Raw genomic sequence first — 18153 nt, 5'->3', positions numbered from 1 at the left:
CATGGTAGTAGGCTCCGGCAGGCCGCTGCTAGGCCGCCGAGGCCACCCAGAGGCCGATCACCCAGGTGCTCGCGGCGAGGCACGCGAGGCCGAATTCCACGATCATGCCCAGGCCCGTGGCCTTCAGCGCGGCCCAGCTCGAGGCCAATGCGGTGCCGAACACGCGGGTGCGCTGCAGCTCGCTGAGCAGGAGCCCGGCGGCGAAGCCCACAAAGAGCCCCACCACGGGGATGACGAACATGCCGGCCACGCCCAGCACGAGGCCCACCACCACGGAACGGCTCGGGATGCTGTGCTGCTTGAGCTTCCGGCCGGTCAGGACGGTGCTCGCGGCCAGGCCGGCCAGAACGAAAAGCATCCCGATCCCGAAGACCACCCAACCGGTGGTCCCGGCGCCGCCCCACAATGCCCAGGCAAGCAGGCTCGCCCCGATCAGGATGCTGCCGGGCAGAACGGGAATGATCGTCCCGGCAACGCCCACCACGATGGCGAGGCCGCAGAGCACTGTCACGACAATCTCGGGGTTCATGGCCCCAGTCTATGGCCGGGCCCGGGGCTGCCGTTGACGGCCCCGGGCCCGGAATGCCGGCGCCTAACTTCCGGACGGCTCCAGGAACGACAGCGGCGGCGCTCCCCCTCAGGGAAGCGCCGCCGTCGTCGTCCGGTGTCGGATGTTTTCTGACGCGGTCCGGCTACTCGGCGGCCACCGCCGCGGCGACTGCGGCGGAGACGGCCGGGGCCACGCGCGGATCCAGCGGGCTGGGCACGATGTAGTCCGCGGAAAGGTCGTCCTCGGCCAGTTCCGCGATGGCCCGGGCCGCGGCGAGCTTCATGGCCGGCGTGATCCGGCGGGCGCCGGCGTCGAGGGCGCCGCGGAAGATGCCGGGGAAGGCCAGGACATTGTTGATCTGGTTCGGGAAGTCGCTGCGTCCGGTGGCGACGACGGCCGCGTACTTGCTCGCGACCTCCGGCAGGACTTCCGGGTCCGGGTTCGACAGGGCGAACACGATCGAGCTGTGGTTCATCAGCTTGAGGTGCTCCTCGTCCAGCTTCGAAGAGGAGACCCCGACGAACACGTCGGCGCCGAGCAGCGCCTCCCCCGGGCCGCCTGTCACGCCACGCGGGTTGCTGCGGGCGGCGAGCTGGGCCTTCTTGCTGGCCGGATCGGCGGCGATGTCCGCGCGGTCCTTGTTGATGGTGCCGCGGGAGTCCAGGAGGACGACGTCGCCGATTCCGGCCGTCAGCAGGATTTCGGCGACCGCGATCCCGGCGGCCCCGGCGCCGGAGACCACCACACGCAGGCTGTCGAGGGTCCGGCCGGTCACCTTGGCGGCGTTGGTCAGGGCGGCGAGAACGACGACGGCGGTGCCGTGCTGGTCATCGTGCATGACCGGGCAGTCCAGCGCCTCGATGAGTTTCTCCTCGAGTTCGAAGCAGCGGGGCGCGGCGATGTCCTCAAGGTTGACGGCGCCGAAACTGGGGCGCAGCCGGACAAGGGTCTCGATGATTTCGTCGACGTCGGTGGTGTTGAGGACCAGCGGGATGGAGTCGAGTTCGCCGAAGGCCTTGAACAGCGCGGACTTGCCCTCCATCACGGGCAGCGAGGCGCTGGCGCCAATGTTGCCCAGCCCCAGCACGGCCGTGCCGTCGCTGACCACCACCACGAGGCGCTGGGCCCACGTGAGCGTCTTGGCGAGCTCCGGGTTGGCGTGGATGGCGCGGCTGACCTGGGCGACACCAGGCGTGTAGGCGATGGAGAGGTCACGCTTGCTGGCAAGCGGGACGGTGCTGGAAATCGACAGCTTGCCGCCCTCGTGGGATGCGAAGATTTCCTCGTCGCTGAGCACGGCTACTGCCTCAGCCGGGGAGGTGGAATCGGCGGGAATGATCGTTTCAGTGGACACGTCGTTGTCTCCTGGGGCTCACCGTGGGCGCACGGCTCATGGAAGCTCAAGCAAGGATGCTCAAGTTGGTCTGGCAGGGGCGGCGGCGACCAGAGGTGGCGGTCGCCGGTGTTTCCCCGATTTGCCGGCATCAGCCGGCTCCGGTCCAGCAATGGTAAACAGGGCATCGCGCCCGTTACGCCCGCGGGGAGCGTTACCCACCCGTGGTGAAACGTTTCTTCTCCACAATATGTGACCCGGATCACGCGCGGGAGGGCATATTCCGGGCCGCTGGTCTAGACCAGTTACGCGGCCTGCGGGGTCCGCTGCAGGAGGGAACAGGCCTTCTTCAGGTCCTCCTCCGCTTCGAAGAGGGACAGCCGGCGGCAGCGGACGGCCTGGACCAGGCCCGTAACCGTCAGCAGCAGGACCCGGGCCACGGCCGGGTCGCCGCACGCCGCCGTGACTGCCTTCTCGGCCGTCGCATCGATCTCGCGCAGCAGCCGCGTTGTGTCGTTGTCCTTGACGTAGACCGCCCGGTTGAGGGACTGCTCCACGGCGGGCTGCATCAGGCGCATGTGGAAGATCTCCATCACCACTCCCGCGAGGGCCTGGGCCGCGACCTTGCCGGCCGCCGGCGAGCTCCCCGCGAGCAGTTCGCCCAGTTGCTTGCGGTACAGCGCCAGGACCAGCTGGGTGGCCGAGGGGAAGTAGCGGTACAGCGTCCCCAGTGGCACGTCCGCCTTGGCCGCCACCTCGGACAGGACCACGGAGTCCAGGCCCTTGCGGGCAAACCCCGCGGCGACATCTAGGATCCGCACGTAACGGAGCCGCTGCCGGGGCAGAGTGGGTGGAGGGGCCATCGGTGGAAGATCTGAGTGAAAATCAGGCATCAGCAGCGTTCCGGGGGTCGTTTTTCTCGGCAGCCGGGCGCGATCCGCCCACCGCGCTGCCGCGGCAATTGCCGTCCACTATACGCCACGAATCCGGGCGCCCGGCGAGGAGACCGGGGCTCCGAGGCCCCCTGCACGGAACGCGGGCGGCTCAGTCCACGCCCTTGATCTTCACCACGAACACGGCCCCCAGAAGCCCAATCACGGCGGCCGCCACGTACAGCGCCACATAGCCGCCCCAGAAGGCAACAAAGGGGTACGCGATCAGCGGGGCGAGCACTTGCGGCAGCGAGTTGGCAATGTTGATGACGCCAAGATCCCTGCCCCGGTTCAGGGCCGTGGGCAGCACCTGGGTAATGAGGGCAAAATCCACCGCCAGATAGCAGCCGAAGCCGATGCCGAGCACGGACGCGCCGACCAGCGCACCCGGCCAGGTGGGCGCGAACGCAAGAATGAGGGAGGCTGCGGCGATCACGGCGGAAGAGATGATGACCAGCGGCTTCCGGCGGCCCAGGCGGTCGCTCAGCCGGCCGCCGACCACGCTGGTGATGATCACCATGACCGCATACAGGCCCGTGAGGATCAGGACGCCAAACTCGGGCTCGATACCCTGGGTTTCGCGGACGCGGACGGCGTCGTTGAGGAAAAACAGCAGGTAGAGGGTGATCATATGGTTGCCGATGTTCACCAGGAGCCGTGTCAGCCAGGCCCAGGCAAAATCCGGATGGCGGGCCGGGGAAATCCAAAAACCCCGCACAAAGCCGCCCAGACTGAACGGCGGACGGGCCTGCGCAGGCAGCGGAACGTCGTCGTTCTTGAAGTAATAGAGCACGACGCCGGCGAGCAGCGCCACCGCGCAGACAACATACCCCGCGGCGAAGTTTCCGGCGACGGCGGCGGCGATCACCGCCCCTGCCAGGATTCCCGCTGTCTGGCCCATGGCGGCAAGGCCGCCGACGGTGCCGCGCTGGGGTACCGGCACGCGGTCCGGGATGGCCGCCGTGATGGCCGCATAGGCGCCGTTGCAGCCGGCCTGGACGAGGCACCAGAGCAGCGTCATTGCGGCAACGCCCGGGGCGCCGGCCAGCGCGATCAGGGCCGCGGCACCCAGGACGGCACCGAAGAGCACCCACGGCACCCGCCGCCCCCGGCGCGCGGTGGTCCGGTCGCTGAAGGCGCCGAAGAGGGGGTTGGCCACCAGGGACACAGCCGCACCCGCACCCGTCACGAGGGCGAGGATGGCTTCCTTGTCCGGTTCGCTGAAGGCTGCCGCCTGTTGGCCGAGGAGCACCTGGAGCGGGCCGAAGAATGCCGCGTTGATGCCGACGTTGACCAGCACCACCCCTGCCGTCCAGACAGGCCGGACGCGGCGTTCGGGTTCGGCGAGCGCCGGCGCGGTGGTATCGGACATGCTCATGGCTCCCCCTGGAACTGATGATCAGGCATATGTATCAGTGCGCAGCCAGACTACCGGGACTCGGCAGATCTGGGCGCAATGTGCGAGTCTCGGTCATGAAACACGCTGCCAACCCGCTCTGCCACGCCATCTGGTTAACACTCGAGGAGTCACTGTGAACGCTTCCGCCCTGAATACCGCAGACCTTTACGACGAGCGCGGCGGGGAGCTGGAATCCGTCTCGGCGCAGTTCCAGTCCCTGGGCGGGCACACGCATTTCAGCGGGCCGGTCCGGACTATCCGCTGCTTTGAGGACAACGCGCTGGTCAAGTCCGTGCTGGCCGCTCCCGGCCACGGCTCCGTCCTGGTGGTCGACGGCGCCGGTTCCCTTCGCACCGCACTGATGGGGGACATGATCGCGGCGAGCGCCGTCGCGAACGGCTGGGCCGGCGTCGTTATCAACGGTGCCATCCGGGACCGGCTCGCCATCGCGGGGCTGCCGCTCGGGGTCAAGGCACTGGGCAGCAACCCGCGCAAGAGCGCCAAGGACGGCGCCGGGGCAATCGACGTGCCCCTGGAAATCGACGGCGTGGCCATCCGCCCCGGCGTGATGATCTGGTGCGATCCGGACGGGATCCTGGTCGAACGCTAAGGACTTTCTTCTCCCCGAGGTAGTGGCGGGAACAATTCAGCCAGTAACATAGTTACTGAAAGCAACTATCCGCTTAATCCCCCACTTCACCTTGGAGCAGTCATGTCCAAAACCACCTCCGTGCGCGCCGCGGGAGAGGTCCTGACCCACCGTCAGACCATCACCGTCATGGTGGGACTCATGCTCGGCATGTTCCTGTCTTCGCTGGACCAGACGATCGTGTCCACCTCGATCTACACGATCGCCAACGACCTCGACGGCCTCTCCCTGCAGGCCTGGGCCACCACCGCCTACCTCATTACCTCCACGGTGAGCACGCCGCTCTACGGCAAGCTCAGTGACATCTTCGGGCGCCGCCCGCTGTATCTCATCGCCATCGTGATCTTCCTCGCCGGTTCGCTCTACGCCGGCTCGGTCCACTCAATGACCGAGCTCGCCATTGCCCGCGGCATCCAGGGCATGGGCGCCGGCGGCCTCCTGGCCCTCGCCCTGACCATCATCGGCGACATCGTGCCGCTCAAGGACCGGGCCAAGTACCAGGGCTACTTCATGTCGGTCTTCGGCATCTCCTCCGTCCTGGGCCCGGTGATCGGCGGCGCCTTCGCGGGCACCGAAACCATCCTCGGGATCGACGGCTGGCGCTGGGTGTTCCTGATCAACATCCCGATCGGTCTCGCGGCCCTCACGGTGGTGTTCATGTACCTGCACCTCCCCGCCAAGCACGTGAAGCAGAAGATCGACTACTGGGGCGCCGCGGCCATCACGCTGGCCATTGTGCCGCTCCTCCTCGTGGCCGAACAGGGCCGCACCTGGGGCTGGAGCTCCGCGAACTCCTACCTCTGCTACGCACTCGGCGTCGTGGGCATCATCGCGTTCCTGCTGGCCGAACGGCACGCCGCCGACTACGCGCTGATCCCGCTCCGGCTGTTCCAGAACATCACCTTCGGCCTGTCCTCGCTGCTGAACTTCATCATCGGCATCGGCATGTTCGGCGCCATCGCGATGCTGCCCATGTACCTGCAGCTGGTCAAGGGCCTGACCCCCACCGAGGCCGGCCTCATGATGATCACTTTCACCGTGGGCATCCTCACCGGCTCCATCACAGCGGGCCGGACCATCTCGGCCTCGGGCACCTACCGGATCTTCCCGATCCTTGGCACCGCAACGCTGACGGCGGCCGCCGTCGTCATGGGCCTCTCCCTCGGCGTGGACACCCCGCTGTGGGTCCCCGGCGCCATCGCCGTGTTCTTCGGCCTGGGACTGGGCTTCTGCATGCAGCCCCTGACGCTGGCCATGCAGGTCTCCGTGCCCCCGAAGGACATGGGCGTGGGCACTTCCTCCGCCGCGTTCTTCCGTTCCATGGGCGGCGCGGTTGGTACGGCAGTGTTCATCTCGATGCTTTTCAGCCTCGCGGCGGACAAGATCGCCACGGGCATGAAGGACGCCGCGCAGAATGCTGACTACCTCAAGGTGCTCAAGGATCCGGCCGTGGCCGCCGACCCGGCCAACGCCCAGCTCTACGACTTCTTCAAGAACGGCGCCAGCAACGACTCGCTGAACGACACCAGCTGGCTGCACACGGCCAACTCGACGCTCACCCGTCCCATCGTCGAGGGCTTCGCGCAGTCGATCGACGCGGTCATGCTCACGGCCGCCGTGCTCACCGGCATCGCCTTTCTGATCACGTTCGCCCTGCCGAACAAGAAACTCACGGACCCGAAGGCGGTTGCCCGGGAGGGCGCCGTGGCCGCCGCCCACTAGGCGGTCCCGAGGTCTGGAACACGACGACGGCCGGCAGTCTTGTGGACTGCCGGCCGTCGTCGTCTGTCCTCAGCCGCAGCAGCGGCAAAGTGTATGTTTCGTCTCACTTTCCAGTGGTTGTGACAGGGGGCACGCGGGGGCGGGTGTAAGACTGGGTAGTTGCGGCGAAGGCCGTGGACCGCGAACTGCCAAGGGAGCCGTATGACCACCACCCATGACCAGACCGCCGCCAAGATCCCAAAAAGGGTCATTTGGCTGGCCGTAGCGGGCGCCGTCGGCGGCTTCCTCTTCGGCTTTGACTCCTCCGTCGTCAACGGCGCCGTCGACGCGATCAAGGACGAGTTCGCCCTCAGCGAGGCCGTGACCGGCTTCGCCGTCGCCGTGGCCCTCCTCGGCTGCGCGGCAGGGGCCTACCTGGCCGGCAAGATCGCCGACCGCTACGGCCGGATCCCGGCCATGAAGCTGGGCGCGCTGCTGTTCCTGGTCAGCGCCATCGGCACCGGGTTCGCGTTCGGCGTCTGGGACCTGATCTTCTGGCGTCTGGTGGGCGGGCTCGGCATCGGCCTGGCCTCGGTGATCGCGCCGGCCTACATTTCCGAAATTTCCCCCCGCCACGTCCGGGGCCGCCTGGCCTCGCTGCAGCAGCTGGCGATCACCACCGGCATCTTCGCCGCCCTGCTCTCCGACGCCGTGTTCGCGACGTCGGCCGGCGGCGCGGACCAGGCCCTGTGGCTTGGTTTGGAAGCGTGGCGCTGGATGTTCATGGCCGCCGCCGTTCCCGCGGTCGTCTACGGCTGGATCGCCTTCACCCTGCCCGAATCGCCGCGGTTCCTGGTGTTCCAGGGCAAGGACGAGGAGGCCCTCAGGGTCTTCAAGTCGATCGCCCCGGACGAGGACTCGGACCGGCACCTGCGCGACATCAAGAAGGCCATCGACGAGGACAAGCTTGCCGGCCAGAAGGGATCCCTGCGCGGCAAGGCCCTGGGCCTGCAGCCGGTGGTCTGGATCGGCATTATCCTGTCCGTGCTGCAGCAGTTCGTCGGCATCAACGTGATCTTCTACTACTCCACCACGCTGTGGAAGGCCGTGGGTTTCCAGGAAAAGGATTCGCTCACCATCTCCGTGGCCACCGCCGTCACCAACATCCTGGTCACGCTCGTGGCAATCGCCCTGGTGGACCGGATCGGGCGTCGTCCGATCATGCTGGCCGGCTCCATCGGCATGGCCCTCTCGCTGGGCACCATGGCGCTGGCCTTCGGCTCGGCCACCGGGTCCGGCGACGCGATCTCGCTGCCCGGGGCGTGGGGTCCGGCGGCGCTGGTCGCCGCCAACGTGTTCGTCATCAGCTTCGGCGCCTCCTGGGGCCCGCTGGTATGGGTGCTGCTGGGGGAGATCTTCCCGTCCCGGATCCGCGCCCGGGCCCTGGGCCTGGCCGCGGCCGCGCAGTGGATCGCCAACTTCGCCATCACCCTGAGCTTCCCGGTCATGGCCGCGGCCTCCCTGCCGCTGACGTACGCCATGTACGCGCTGTTCGCGGCGGCGTCGTTCTTCTTCGTCATGTTCAAGGTCCCGGAGACCAACGGCATGTCCCTGGAGCAGGCCGAAACCCTGTTCGTGCCCAAGGGATCCGCAAAGGAAGCCGCCAAGGAATCCGCGAAAGAGTCCGCCAGGGCCTGAGCCGGCGCTTCTGTGAGGGCCGCCGCGCCTTCAGCGTTCCGACAAAAGAACGCCCATGCTTGCGAGGAAGCATGGGCGTTCTTTGTCACCTCAGCGGGTTCTGCGCAACACCGGGTGTTGCTACACCACGTGCGGCTCGTGCGCCGCCAGGTAGCGGCGTCCGCCGAAGACGACGGCAATGGCGGCCACCATGGCCAGCGCGCCGGCGAAGAAGGGCACCTGCGGGCCGAAGTGCTCGCCCAGCTGCGCGGCGGCAAACGGTGCCAGGGCGCCGCCCATCCAGCGTACAAAGTTGTAGCCGGCCGAGGCCACCGGCCGCGGCGAGTCGGACACGCCCATGGCCAGCTCCGTGTAGATGGTGTTGTTGATGCCCAGGAGCGCCCCGGAAATGACCACGAGGACGACGACGGCCGGCACCGAGTGCCCGGCGGCCAGGCCCAGTCCCACAAGGTCGAGCATCAGCAGGACGAGCGTGCCGGTGAGGATCCGGACCGCTCCGAAGCGGTTCTGCAGCACGGGGGCGGCAAACACTGAGAAGACCGCGACGGCCACACCCCAGCCGAAGAACACCCCGCCGATCCCGTAGGCGTCCATGCCGAGGATGAAGGGCGTGAAGGCGAGGACGGTGAAGAAGCCGTAGTTGTAGAACAGGCCGCTGGCCGCCGTCGTCCGCAGCCCCTTGTGCCCCAGGGCCAGCAGCGGATCCCGGAGCCGGACTTTCCGTTCGGGCAGCGGCGTCTTGGGCAGCAGGGCAATGAGCGCGATGAACGCGGAGGCCATCAGCACGGCCGTACCGAAGAACGGGGCGCGCCACTGCCAGCCGCCCAGCAGTGCGCCCAGGAGCGGGCCGAGGGAAATGCCCAGGCCGAGTGCGGCCTCGTAAAGGATGATCGCAGTGCCGGCGCCGCCGCTTGCGACGCCGACAATCACGGCCAGCGCCGTGGCCACGAACAGGGCGTTGCCCAGCCCCCAGCCGGCGCGGAAGCCGATGAGCTCGGCCACGCTGCCGGACGTGCCGGACAGGGAGGCGAACACGACGATGACCGCCAGCCCGATCAGCAGCGTCCGCTTCCCGCCGATCCGGGAGGAGACGTAGCCGGTGATCAGCATGGCGACTGCGGTCACCAGGAAATAGCTTGTGAAGAGCAGCGACACCTGGCTCGGCGAGGCGTCCAGGTTCTTGGCGATCGCCGGCAGGATGGGGTCCACCAGCCCGATCCCCATGAAGGCGAACACCGCCGCGAGGGCCGTGGCCCACACCGCCTTGGGCTGTTTGAGCAGTGAGGCCTTCTCGGCCTCGAGGGTTACTTCCGCTGCCGGCAGGGTGTCGGCGGGCTGGCCGTGCATGGGGGCACTCCTAAGTGATTGGAATTGTTGGGTGAAGATCAGGCAAGGAGCGTCGCGTTGATCCTGCCGATGACCGGGAGGGCGGCCGCGAGGGCGGCGCGGTCTTCGCCCGAAAGGGACGAGAGGACGCCGGCCATGACGGTGTTGCGGCGCTCGTTGGCGGATGCGACGGCGGCGAGGCCGGCGTCCGTGAGGGTGACCCGGACGGCGCGGGAATCGTCGGGGTCCGGCTCGCGCCGGGCGAGGCCGGCGCGCTCGAGCTTAATGATCTGCTCGGTGGCACTGGGCACCTTGACGCCCAGGTTCCGGGCGATTTCGCCTACCCGCACGCCGCCCGCGGCGGGCCCGGCGTCCAACAGCATCTTGAGCATGCTGAGCTGGGCGGCGCTGAGTTCGCCGTCGGCGTCCAGGCGGCGGACGAGGTAGATGCTGTGGCGGAGGGCCTCGCGGAAGTCCTCGGCGAGAGCGAGGAGGCCGGGGTCAGCCGGTTCACTGGCGTTCATAGTTAGGTAGCCTAACAGTTAGGCAGCCTAATGGTCAAGGACTCTCGTTGCCCTATCACTCCCGAGTGCTAAAACCGTCGGATAGCAGCCAAAAGTGATAGGGCAACGGGGGTGTGAGGGGCTTAAAAACGCCGACGCCGGAACTCAGGTGAGTTCCGGCGCCGGCCCAGCTAGGGCGTTGATCAGACGACCGCCTTGGCCTCCTCGATGAGGGAGGAGACGGCGGCAAAAAGCGGGTGGTCCGCCGGCAGGCCAGTGATCTTCTCCGTGGCCTCGTCCGGCGTGGACGCGGAGAGGATTTTCGCCAGCTCCACGGCCTCGGCGTCGGCCGGATCATTGAAACGCAGGGCGGCGGCGATGGCCCCGAGCAGCGCCTCGGGGACAATTCCGCGTTCGGCCAGCTCGGCAGCGGGACCGATGAAGCGCTCATGCCGGCTGAGTTTGCGCAGCGGCGCACGGCCCACCCGGGTGACGGTGTCCGGCAGGTGCGGGTTCGAGAAGCGGCCCAGGATTTTTTCCACGTACGCCTCCTGCTCGGCCCGGTTGAAGCCGTGCTTGGCCACCAGCAGCTCCTTGGTTTCGTCCAGGACGGCGCGCACATCGGCCGCGACATCCTGGTCGGCCATGGCCTCGGAAATCTTGCCCAGGCCGGCCTCGAATCCGAAGTAGGCCGCCGCCGCGTGCCCCGTGTTGACGGTGAACAGCTTCCGCTCGATGTACGGTGCGAGATCGTCCACGAACGTCGCGCCCGGGACCACCGGCTCCTTCCCGGCGAACGGGGTACGGTCGATTACCCACTCATAGAACGTCTCCACCGTGACGTCCAGGCCCTGCCCGGCCTCCTGGTTCGGCACAATCCGGTCCACCGCCGTGTTGGCAAACACGGCGGCCGCGTCCAGGGCGCCCGCGGCCGGATCCCACTGGGCAACGACCTCGGACTTCAGGATGTCCGTGGCGTTGATCGCGTTCTCGCACGCCATCACCTGCAGCGGCGCCAGCCCGGCGGCACGGGCGGCAATCCCCTTGGCGATCACGGGCGCCACGAACTTCAGGATGTGCGGCCCCACGGCGGTGGTGACGATGTCCGCCGTCGCGATTTCCGCGACGACGTCGGCTTCCTGGGTGCCGGAGTTCAGCGCCCGGAAGTTGTTGACGGTACGGACGGCGGGGTTCTCTCCGACTTCGTGGACCTCGTAGCTGTCCGCGGCGGCCAGCTCGGTGATGAGGGCGTCCGCGACGTCGGCGAACACCACCTCATACCCTGCGTCGTGCAGCAGCAGGCCCACGAAGCCGCGCCCGATGTTTCCGGCTCCGAAATGAACAGCCTTCACTAGGAGTTGACCTTTCCGAACAGGGCCAGCACTTCGTCAACCGTGGTGGCCGCCTCGAGCTGGGCCACCTGGGCCTTGTTGGTGAAGACCTTGGCGATTGAGGACAGGATGTGCAGGTGTTCGTTGTTGACGCCGGCCACACCGACGACGAACTTCACTTCCTTGCCGTTCCAGTCGATGCCGTTCGGGTAGCGGATAACGGAAACGGCCGACTTCATGATGTGGTCCTTCGCGGCGTTGGTGCCGTGCGGGATGGCCAGGAAACTGCCCATGTACGTGGAGACGGATTCCTCGCGTTCGTGCATGGCGTCCACGTAGCCGGAGTCGACGGCGCCGCGGTCCAGCAGAAGCTGCCCGGCCTCGTCGATCGCGGCGTCCCGCGTGGTCGCGTGGCCATTGAGGACGACGCTTTCGGCCACCAGGATGCCGGCGGGACCCTGCTCGGCTTCTGCCTCGGCGGCCGTGGGGGCGGTGCCGGCGGCGGCCGCGGCAGGGGTCGTTTCCGTGGTGCCGGCTTCCGTGTTGCTGGCCTCGACCAGTTCCACGATCTCGTCGTACCGCGGGCTGTTCATGAAGTTGTCCACAGAGACATGCACGGCGCTGGCGGTCGCGGGCTTGGCCCGTTCGGTCAGGTCCTGGTGGGTGATGACGACGTCGTACGTGTCGGTGAGGTTGGCGATCGCGGAGTTGGTGACCTTGACGTCCAGGAATCCGGCGGCCTTGATCTTGTTGCGGAGCACCGAGGCGCCCATCGCGCTGGAGCCCATGCCGGCGTCGCAGGCAAAGACGATGTTCTTGATCGGGGTGGCGAGGACGGCGACGCCGCTGGCACCCACGCCCTCACCGATCAGGGCTGCGGACACCGAGCTCTTCTTGCCCTTCAGGGCCTCCATCCGGTGGGTGGCCTGATCGAGGTCGTCTTCGGCGGGCGCCTTGCTGGCTTTCAGGACCACCGAGGCGATCAGGAAGGACACCGTGGTGGCAAAGAGGACGGAGAGCGTCACGCCGACGTAGCTGTCGCGCGCCGTTGAGGCGTAGACCGCGATGATGCTGCCGGGGGCTGCCGGGGACCGGAGTCCGGCGCCGGTGACCACGAGCGTGAAGATGCCGGTCATGCCGCCGCCGATTGCGGCGAAGATCGTCATCGGCTTCATCAGGACGTACGGGAAGTAGATCTCATGGATACCGCCGACGAACTGGATCACGGCTGCGCCCGGCGCGGACGCCTTGGCCAGACCCTTGCCGAAGAATGAAAAGGCGAGCAGGATGCCGAAGCCCGGACCGGGGTTGGCTTCGAGCAGGAACAGGATGGACTTGCCCTGCTCGAGCGCCTGCTGCGTGCCCAGCGGGGTGAGGATGCCGTGGTTAACGGCGTTGTTGAGGAACAGGACCTTTGCGGGCTCGATGAAGATACTGGTGAAGGGCAGCAGGCCGTTGGTGACCAGGAATTCGACCACGGCGCTGGCGCCATTGCTGAAGGCCTTCACGATCGGGCCGACCACCAGCATGCCCACGACCGCCATGGCAGCGGCAACGATACCTGCCGAGAAGTTGTCGATCAGCATTTCGAAGCCGGGCTTGACGCGGCCTTCCCAGATCTTGTCCAGCTTCATCATGATCCAGGCAGTGAGCGGGCCAAGGATCATGGCGCCGATGAACATGGGGATGTCGGTACCGACGATGACGCCCATGGTGGCCACCGCGCCCACCACGCCGCCGCGCACGCCGTAGACCATCCGGCCGCCGGTGTAGCCGATCAGCAGCGGGAGCATGTACGTGATCATGGGCCCGACAAGCTTGCCGAGCTCCGCGTTGGGGAAGAAGCCGGCCGGGATGAAGAGCGCCGTGATGAAGCCCCAGGCGATGAAGGCGCCGATGTTGGGCATGATCATTCCGGACAGGAACGTCCCGAATTTCTGGACGTGTACGCGCATGCTGGTGCGTGGTTTCGCGACTGTCTCTGTTGCCATGTGAGTTCCTAACCGTCGTTCCCGCTGCATTGCAGGATGGTCCGATAATTTCGCCGAGCTAGCTGGTGGAGCTGTTGGAGATCCGGTGGAGCCATTCGAGGAAGAGCTTGAGTTCCGAGCTGGAGAGCTGGTCCGAGTGGGACGCCTGGAGTGCTGCATTCAATGCGATGGCCGCCACAACCACTGAGGACTTTCCGCTGTCCACAGAACCGTTGTCCCGGGCCTGCTCGGTGGAAACCGCAAAGATCATGGCGTCGCGGGTCATGGCGGAGAGCTCGAGGTTCCGCTCCGGCACCTTTTCCGCGATCAGCATGAGGGTCATGCCCACATTGGCCGCCAGGATGGACCTGGCCGCCTCCTTGGGCGGGACGTTGAGCTGGCCGGAGACAGCCGCCTTGTTCAGCATTTCCTCCATGAGGGCCTCGGCATCGGCGACGATGGCCGGGCGGCTCTCAGGGCGGATATTGCCGAACATGACGAGGTACAGTTCCGGCTGTTTCAGCCCGAACTGGACATGGTTGTCCCACATCCTCCGGATGTCCTCCAGAGGTTGGCCAGAGGGCGCGAAGTCACGTTCGCCCGCGACATATTCGTCGAAACCTGCTGCGACGACGGCGTCGAACAGCCCTTCCTTGTCACCAAAGTGGTGGTAGAGGGTCGGTGCCGTGACACCGGCCAGCTGCGTGATCTGGCGGGTCGAGACTGCGGATCCGCCGGAGTTGGCCAGCAGCTCGGCGGCCGCACGCAGCAGCCGGGCCTTGGGTGGTAGCTGGCCATCGATACTCATAACCGCTACCCTAGCACCTATAGCAACGCTATATGAACTGCATCACATACAATTTTTCCAGGTGCCGTGACCCGCCCGCTGCCGCAGCCGTCAGCCGCAGGCGCAGATGATCAGCAGGGTCGCTGCGGCACCTGGTTTACCGGCTTAGTGGCCACTGGCCTACGACAGAAAATGAGGACCTTCAGTGCAGAACTTCCCAGGAGTAGGCGTTAGCCCCGGCCGCATCATCGGTACCGTCCGGCAGATGCCCAAACCGATCAGCGAACCGCCTGCCGGAGAGCAGCTTCCCGCCGGCGTCACGGCGGAGGACGCGACGGCGGCGCTGAAGGCCGCGGCGAAATCCGTCCACGACGAACTGAAGGCCCGGTCCGAGACCGTCTCGGGCGACGGCAAGGCCGTCCTCGAGGCCACGGCCCTCATGGCCACTGACACCATGCTGCTCAAATCCGCCGCCAAACTGATCGGCCGCGGCACCTCCGGGCAGCGTGCAATCTGGGAAGCCGGCGCCTCGGTCTCGGAGATGCTGCACAACCTGGGCGGCTACATGGCCGAGCGCGCCACGGACGTCCTGGATGTCCGCTCCCGGATCGTGGCGGAACTGCGCGGAGTCCCCGCGCCGGGCATTCCCGTGTCCCCCACCCCGTTCATCCTCATCGCCGAGGACCTGGCCCCGGCCGATACCGCCACTCTGGATCCGGAAAAGGTCCTGGCGCTGGTCACCGCCGGTGGCGGCCCGCAGTCCCACACCGCGATCATCGCCCGCTCGCTGGGCCTGCCGGCCGTGGTCGCCGCCGTCGGGGTCGACGAGCTCGCCGACGGCACCGAGGTGTACGTGGACGGCGCAGCCGGCCTCATCACCGCGAACCCGGACGAGTCCCAGCGCGCGGCCGCAGCCCACTGGGCCGCCACGGCGTCGCTGCTTGCCGCTTTCGACGGGACCGGCGCGACGGCGGACGGCCACCTCGTGCCGCTCCTGGCCAACGTCGGCGGCGCCAAGGACGCCGTGGCCGCGGCCGGCCTGAACGCCCAGGGCGTGGGACTGTTCCGGACCGAGTTCTGCTTCCTGGAGCGGGACACCGAACCGACCGTGGAGGAACAGGCCGCCGCCTACCAGGGCGTCTTCGACGCCTTCCCGGGCAAGAAAGTGGTGCTCCGCACGCTGGATGCCGGAGCGGACAAGCCGCTGCCGTTCCTGACCGACGCCACCGAGCCCAACCCGGCCCTGGGCGTCCGCGGCTACCGGACCGATTTCACCACGCCGGGGGTCCTTGAGCGCCAGCTGCAGGCCATTGCCCTGGCGGAAAAGGCATCCGAGGCCGATGTCTGGGTGATGGCCCCGATGATTTCCACCGCTGAGGAGGCGGCCCGCTTTGCCTCGCTGTGCACCGCGGCAGGGATCAAGACGCCCGGCGTCATGGTGGAGGTCCCGTCGGCGGCGCTGACGGCCGAGGCCATCCTCCGTGAGGTCGGCTTCGCCAGCCTGGGCACCAATGACCTCACCCAGTACGCCATGGCGGCCGACCGCCAGCTCGGCCCGCTGGCCGCCCTGAACACCCCCTGGCAGCCGGCCGTACTGCGGCTCGTGGGCCTGACCGTGGAAGGTTCCGCGGCCGAGGGCCACAACAAACCGGTGGGCGTGTGCGGCGAGGCCGCGGCGGACCCTGCCCTCGCCGTCGTCCTCACGGGGCTGGGCGTCACCACGCTGTCCATGACGGCGCGTTCCATCGCGGCCGTCGCCGCCGTGCTGAAGACCGTCACCCTGGCTGAAGCTCGGGAGCTTGCCAAGCTGGCCTTGTCCGCGCCGAGCGCTACCGAGGCCCGGGCCTGGGTGCGGGCAAAACTGCCGGTCCTGGAGGACCTTGGGCTGTAGCTGCTGCCGCTAGGATGCACTCATGGCACTGATAGCCCCCCGGGTGACGGCCGGCCTCCCGGCCGAGGATGCGCAGAACCTCAGGTACGCCCTCGACGGCAGCCACGACATTACGGTGTTCGTGGACGGCACCGTCCACCGGCTGCCGCCCGCGGCGCGGGACGCCGTCGTCGATCTGCTGGGCCGCTTCAGCCGCGGCGAGGCCGTGACGGTCAGCAGCGTCGAGGAAATGCTGACGACGTCCCGGGCCGCGGAGCTTGCGGGGATCTCGCACACGTATCTGCGGAACATGACCGACCGCGGCGAGATCCCGGTGGAATACCGCGGAACGCACCGCCGGATCCGGTTGGCCGACATCATGGCGTGGCTCGAAACGCAGAAGAAGAACGGTGCGGGCGCCGGGACGCCGGCCGGCCAGGATGACGAGGCTGCCAGTGCTTCATGAAGCAGTGATAAGGATCAAGCAACGATCCCGGTCCGGCGCGGAAGCACTGATATCCCGCGGGTTAAGCTTGGAATGTGGGTAAATTCAGAGGGTGGCACATCGTGGCAGGGATCGCCGCCATGCTGCTCGCTGGCATCTTCGGAACCGCCATGGGCCTGAACAACACCGCCACGTATCTGGCAAGCGGCGTCGCTTTCGTAGCGGTGTCGCTCTGGGTGGACAGCCGGATTTCCCGCCGCCGCAGTGCCGCCGGCATCGCCCGCCCCGGCCAGGACCTTGGCCAGGACGCTGGCCACGACGCGAAGCCGGCCCTCGACGCCGACCCCTCCAAGCGCGAGGGCTAAGCGCGCCGCTAGATTCTGGGCCGGCCAGCCCAGCGCCGCGCCTTGAGCCCGGCATGCAATTCCAGCCGCACCATTCCCTTCAACGGGTCCACGCCCAGCAGCTGGCGGATCCGGCCGAGCCGGTTGTAGATGCTGCTCCGGTGCAGGTGCAGTTTGGCCGCGACTTCCTGGACCGAGCCGTCGTTGTCGTAGAACAGCTCCAGCACGGGCAGCAGCTCGTGGTTGCGGTCATGGTCCTCGAGGAGGCGGAAATACACGGAACCCGCGTCTGCCCAGGCTCCCGCGCCGCCGCCGGCCGAGGCCAGGAGCTGGTAGACGCCGGTGGCCCGGCAGTCGACGAGCTCGCCCAACTGGGGATCCACCGCCGCGGCCTGGGCCGCCTGCCGTGACTGCCGGTAGGCCTCGGCCAGTTCCCGAGGCTTGGCGAATCCCTCGGACGTGCCCAGGATGATCCGCCGGACCGTGCGCCCGGAGCGTTTGGCGAGTTCGAGTTGGTAGTGGACCAGCACCTGGGCGTGGTCGGCGCGTCCCGTGGATTCCTTGAAGAGCACCACCGCGTGGGTCTCCGTGCCGGCGCTGAACAGTGCGGCATCCACCCCGATGGTCGCCTGCAGCGCCGCGGAGCGGTGAATGAGCGTGTCGGCGATGGGATCCGAGCCACCGGCCCAGCCATCCGCGTCCAGGACGGTCACCAGCTGCCAGGGTCCCTTGCCCTGGACCTCTTTCCAGCCCGCGACGGCCGCCGCCGCGTTGGCCTCGCCGGCGCACGCGGCCAGGAACTCCTGTTCGCGCCGGCGCCGGAACTCGGACTCGGCCGTATTGGAATCCAGCAGCAGGGTGGACAGTTGTTCCAGCTCCGGGGCCACGTCCGGCAGCTGGGCGAGGACGGTCGCGGCGCTGGGTTCCTCAGCGTCGAGCTGGACCCACAGGTACCCCACCCGGAAGCCCCGCACCAGCAGCGGCACGCACACGCGCCCGAGCATGCCGAGGTCCGCGTTGGCCGGCACGACGACCGGCCGGACCGCCGTCGCGATCCCGTGGGAGAGCTGCCACGCGATGACGTCCACGGGGACACGCTTACTGAGCAGGAAGTTCACCCGGACGCGGTCCGCATGGGATTGGTTGGAACTGTAGGCGAGGAGCAGACCGTCGAGGTCCTCGAGGGAGAGGCCGCGGCCCAGCCGCTGCGCCACCTGCTCCACGAGCTGCTCCACGTCCTGCTGCTGCATCCTGCCAGACTACTGCCCCCGCCCGCCGCACTGCGAATGCAGCCGGGACGGACACCAGCCGACAC

Annotated in this window: 16 protein-coding genes; 6 read left to right on the top strand and 10 right to left on the bottom strand. The window is 67.8% G+C overall.

What is annotated here, in order from left to right; genetic code table 11:
- Positions 1-28: 28 nt before the first annotated feature.
- The 4 genes from AC1DKN_RS20065 to AC1DKN_RS20050 all read right to left on the bottom strand — a co-directional run bounded on the left by AC1DKN_RS20065 (position 29) and on the right by AC1DKN_RS20050 (position 4193).
- Complete coding sequence (locus tag AC1DKN_RS20065) at positions 29-529, bottom strand: DUF456 domain-containing protein (protein ID WP_476872294.1); 501 nt, start codon at positions 527-529, stop codon at positions 29-31.
- Between the two features lie 163 nt (positions 530-692).
- Entirely contained in the window at positions 693-1886 is a 1194-nt protein-coding gene (locus AC1DKN_RS20060) for an NAD(P)-dependent malic enzyme (RefSeq protein WP_476872302.1), read from the bottom strand.
- A 302-nt stretch (positions 1887-2188) separates the two neighbouring features.
- On the bottom strand, positions 2189-2746 hold the full coding sequence (locus tag AC1DKN_RS20055; protein ID WP_476857711.1) for a TetR/AcrR family transcriptional regulator: 558 nt from the start codon (positions 2744-2746) through the stop codon (positions 2189-2191).
- Positions 2747-2927: 181 nt separating this feature from the next.
- Positions 2928-4193, bottom strand: coding sequence for an MFS transporter (locus tag AC1DKN_RS20050; RefSeq protein WP_476851447.1), 1266 nt, complete (start codon positions 4191-4193; stop codon positions 2928-2930).
- 154 nt (positions 4194-4347) lie between these two features.
- Between AC1DKN_RS20050 and rraA the strand changes: the two genes are divergently transcribed.
- The 3 genes from rraA to AC1DKN_RS20035 all read left to right on the top strand — a co-directional run bounded on the left by rraA (position 4348) and on the right by AC1DKN_RS20035 (position 8262).
- Positions 4348-4824: a ribonuclease E activity regulator RraA gene (gene rraA / locus AC1DKN_RS20045; protein WP_476872293.1), complete on the top strand. Its 477-nt coding sequence runs from the start codon at positions 4348-4350 to the stop codon at positions 4822-4824.
- Between the two features lie 102 nt (positions 4825-4926).
- Positions 4927-6585 carry an MDR family MFS transporter gene (locus AC1DKN_RS20040; RefSeq protein WP_230008140.1) on the top strand — a complete coding sequence of 553 codons (1659 nt, stop codon included), beginning with the start codon at positions 4927-4929 and terminating at the stop codon, positions 6583-6585.
- Positions 6586-6786: 201 nt separating this feature from the next.
- A complete protein-coding gene (locus AC1DKN_RS20035) occupies positions 6787-8262 on the top strand; it encodes a sugar porter family MFS transporter (RefSeq protein WP_223914958.1) in 1476 nt (491 codons plus the stop codon).
- Positions 8263-8382: 120 nt separating this feature from the next.
- Here the strand turns inward: AC1DKN_RS20035 and AC1DKN_RS20030 are convergent, their stop codons facing one another.
- The 5 genes from AC1DKN_RS20030 to AC1DKN_RS20010 all read right to left on the bottom strand — a co-directional run bounded on the left by AC1DKN_RS20030 (position 8383) and on the right by AC1DKN_RS20010 (position 14200).
- Complete coding sequence (locus AC1DKN_RS20030; protein ID WP_476872292.1) at positions 8383-9609, bottom strand: MFS transporter; 1227 nt, start codon at positions 9607-9609, stop codon at positions 8383-8385.
- Between the two features lie 38 nt (positions 9610-9647).
- On the bottom strand, positions 9648-10112 hold the full coding sequence (locus AC1DKN_RS20025; protein WP_223914957.1) for a MarR family winged helix-turn-helix transcriptional regulator: 465 nt from the start codon (positions 10110-10112) through the stop codon (positions 9648-9650).
- Between the two features lie 182 nt (positions 10113-10294).
- Positions 10295-11443 carry a mannitol-1-phosphate 5-dehydrogenase gene (locus AC1DKN_RS20020; protein WP_476857708.1) on the bottom strand — a complete coding sequence of 383 codons (1149 nt, stop codon included), beginning with the start codon at positions 11441-11443 and terminating at the stop codon, positions 10295-10297.
- Entirely contained in the window at positions 11443-13413 is a 1971-nt protein-coding gene (locus tag AC1DKN_RS20015; RefSeq protein WP_476872291.1) for a PTS mannitol transporter subunit IICBA, read from the bottom strand. The genes AC1DKN_RS20020 and AC1DKN_RS20015 overlap by 1 nt, the downstream gene beginning before the upstream one ends.
- 58 nt (positions 13414-13471) lie before the next feature.
- Positions 13472-14200, bottom strand: a complete 729-nt coding sequence (locus AC1DKN_RS20010; protein ID WP_028277575.1) for a TetR/AcrR family transcriptional regulator — start codon at positions 14198-14200, stop codon at positions 13472-13474.
- 184 nt (positions 14201-14384) lie between these two features.
- Between AC1DKN_RS20010 and ptsP the strand changes: the two genes are divergently transcribed.
- The 3 genes from ptsP to AC1DKN_RS19995 all read left to right on the top strand — a co-directional run bounded on the left by ptsP (position 14385) and on the right by AC1DKN_RS19995 (position 16859).
- Positions 14385-16070, top strand: a complete 1686-nt coding sequence (gene ptsP, locus AC1DKN_RS20005; RefSeq protein WP_476872290.1) for a phosphoenolpyruvate--protein phosphotransferase — start codon at positions 14385-14387, stop codon at positions 16068-16070.
- A 22-nt stretch (positions 16071-16092) separates the two neighbouring features.
- Positions 16093-16515 carry a helix-turn-helix domain-containing protein gene (locus tag AC1DKN_RS20000; protein WP_476872289.1) on the top strand — a complete coding sequence of 141 codons (423 nt, stop codon included), beginning with the start codon at positions 16093-16095 and terminating at the stop codon, positions 16513-16515.
- 74 nt (positions 16516-16589) lie between these two features.
- Positions 16590-16859 carry a hypothetical protein gene (locus AC1DKN_RS19995; protein WP_230006918.1) on the top strand — a complete coding sequence of 90 codons (270 nt, stop codon included), beginning with the start codon at positions 16590-16592 and terminating at the stop codon, positions 16857-16859.
- Positions 16860-16867: 8 nt separating this feature from the next.
- Here AC1DKN_RS19995 and AC1DKN_RS19990 read toward each other — a convergent pair whose 3' ends face one another.
- Positions 16868-18088 carry a PucR family transcriptional regulator gene (locus AC1DKN_RS19990; RefSeq protein WP_223914951.1) on the bottom strand — a complete coding sequence of 407 codons (1221 nt, stop codon included), beginning with the start codon at positions 18086-18088 and terminating at the stop codon, positions 16868-16870.
- Positions 18089-18153 lie beyond the last annotated feature (65 nt).

This window comes from Arthrobacter sp. 01N444 (assembly GCF_056399305.1).
This window is presented reverse-complemented; position numbering and strand designations above follow the sequence as displayed.

What these genes read in the sequence shown, in the direction of transcription:
- AC1DKN_RS20055 (WP_476857711.1), bottom strand. Translation starts at nt 2,746, where the DNA reads ATGGCCCCTCCACCCACTCTGCCCCGGCAGCGGCTCCGTTACGTGCGG.
- AC1DKN_RS20010 (WP_028277575.1), bottom strand. Translation starts at nt 14,200, where the DNA reads ATGAGTATCGATGGCCAGCTACCACCCAAGGCCCGGCTGCTGCGTGCG.
- AC1DKN_RS20000 (WP_476872289.1), top strand. Translation starts at nt 16,093, where the DNA reads ATGGCACTGATAGCCCCCCGGGTGACGGCCGGCCTCCCGGCCGAGGAT.
- AC1DKN_RS19990 (WP_223914951.1), bottom strand. Translation starts at nt 18,088, where the DNA reads ATGCAGCAGCAGGACGTGGAGCAGCTCGTGGAGCAGGTGGCGCAGCGG.
- AC1DKN_RS20065 (WP_476872294.1), bottom strand. Translation starts at nt 529, where the DNA reads ATGAACCCCGAGATTGTCGTGACAGTGCTCTGCGGCCTCGCCATCGTG.
- AC1DKN_RS20040 (WP_230008140.1), top strand. Translation starts at nt 4,927, where the DNA reads ATGTCCAAAACCACCTCCGTGCGCGCCGCGGGAGAGGTCCTGACCCAC.
- AC1DKN_RS20030 (WP_476872292.1), bottom strand. Translation starts at nt 9,609, where the DNA reads ATGCACGGCCAGCCCGCCGACACCCTGCCGGCAGCGGAAGTAACCCTC.
- AC1DKN_RS20015 (WP_476872291.1), bottom strand. Translation starts at nt 13,413, where the DNA reads ATGGCAACAGAGACAGTCGCGAAACCACGCACCAGCATGCGCGTACAC.
- AC1DKN_RS20035 (WP_223914958.1), top strand. Translation starts at nt 6,787, where the DNA reads ATGACCACCACCCATGACCAGACCGCCGCCAAGATCCCAAAAAGGGTC.
- AC1DKN_RS20050 (WP_476851447.1), bottom strand. Translation starts at nt 4,193, where the DNA reads ATGAGCATGTCCGATACCACCGCGCCGGCGCTCGCCGAACCCGAACGC.
- AC1DKN_RS20025 (WP_223914957.1), bottom strand. Translation starts at nt 10,112, where the DNA reads ATGAACGCCAGTGAACCGGCTGACCCCGGCCTCCTCGCTCTCGCCGAG.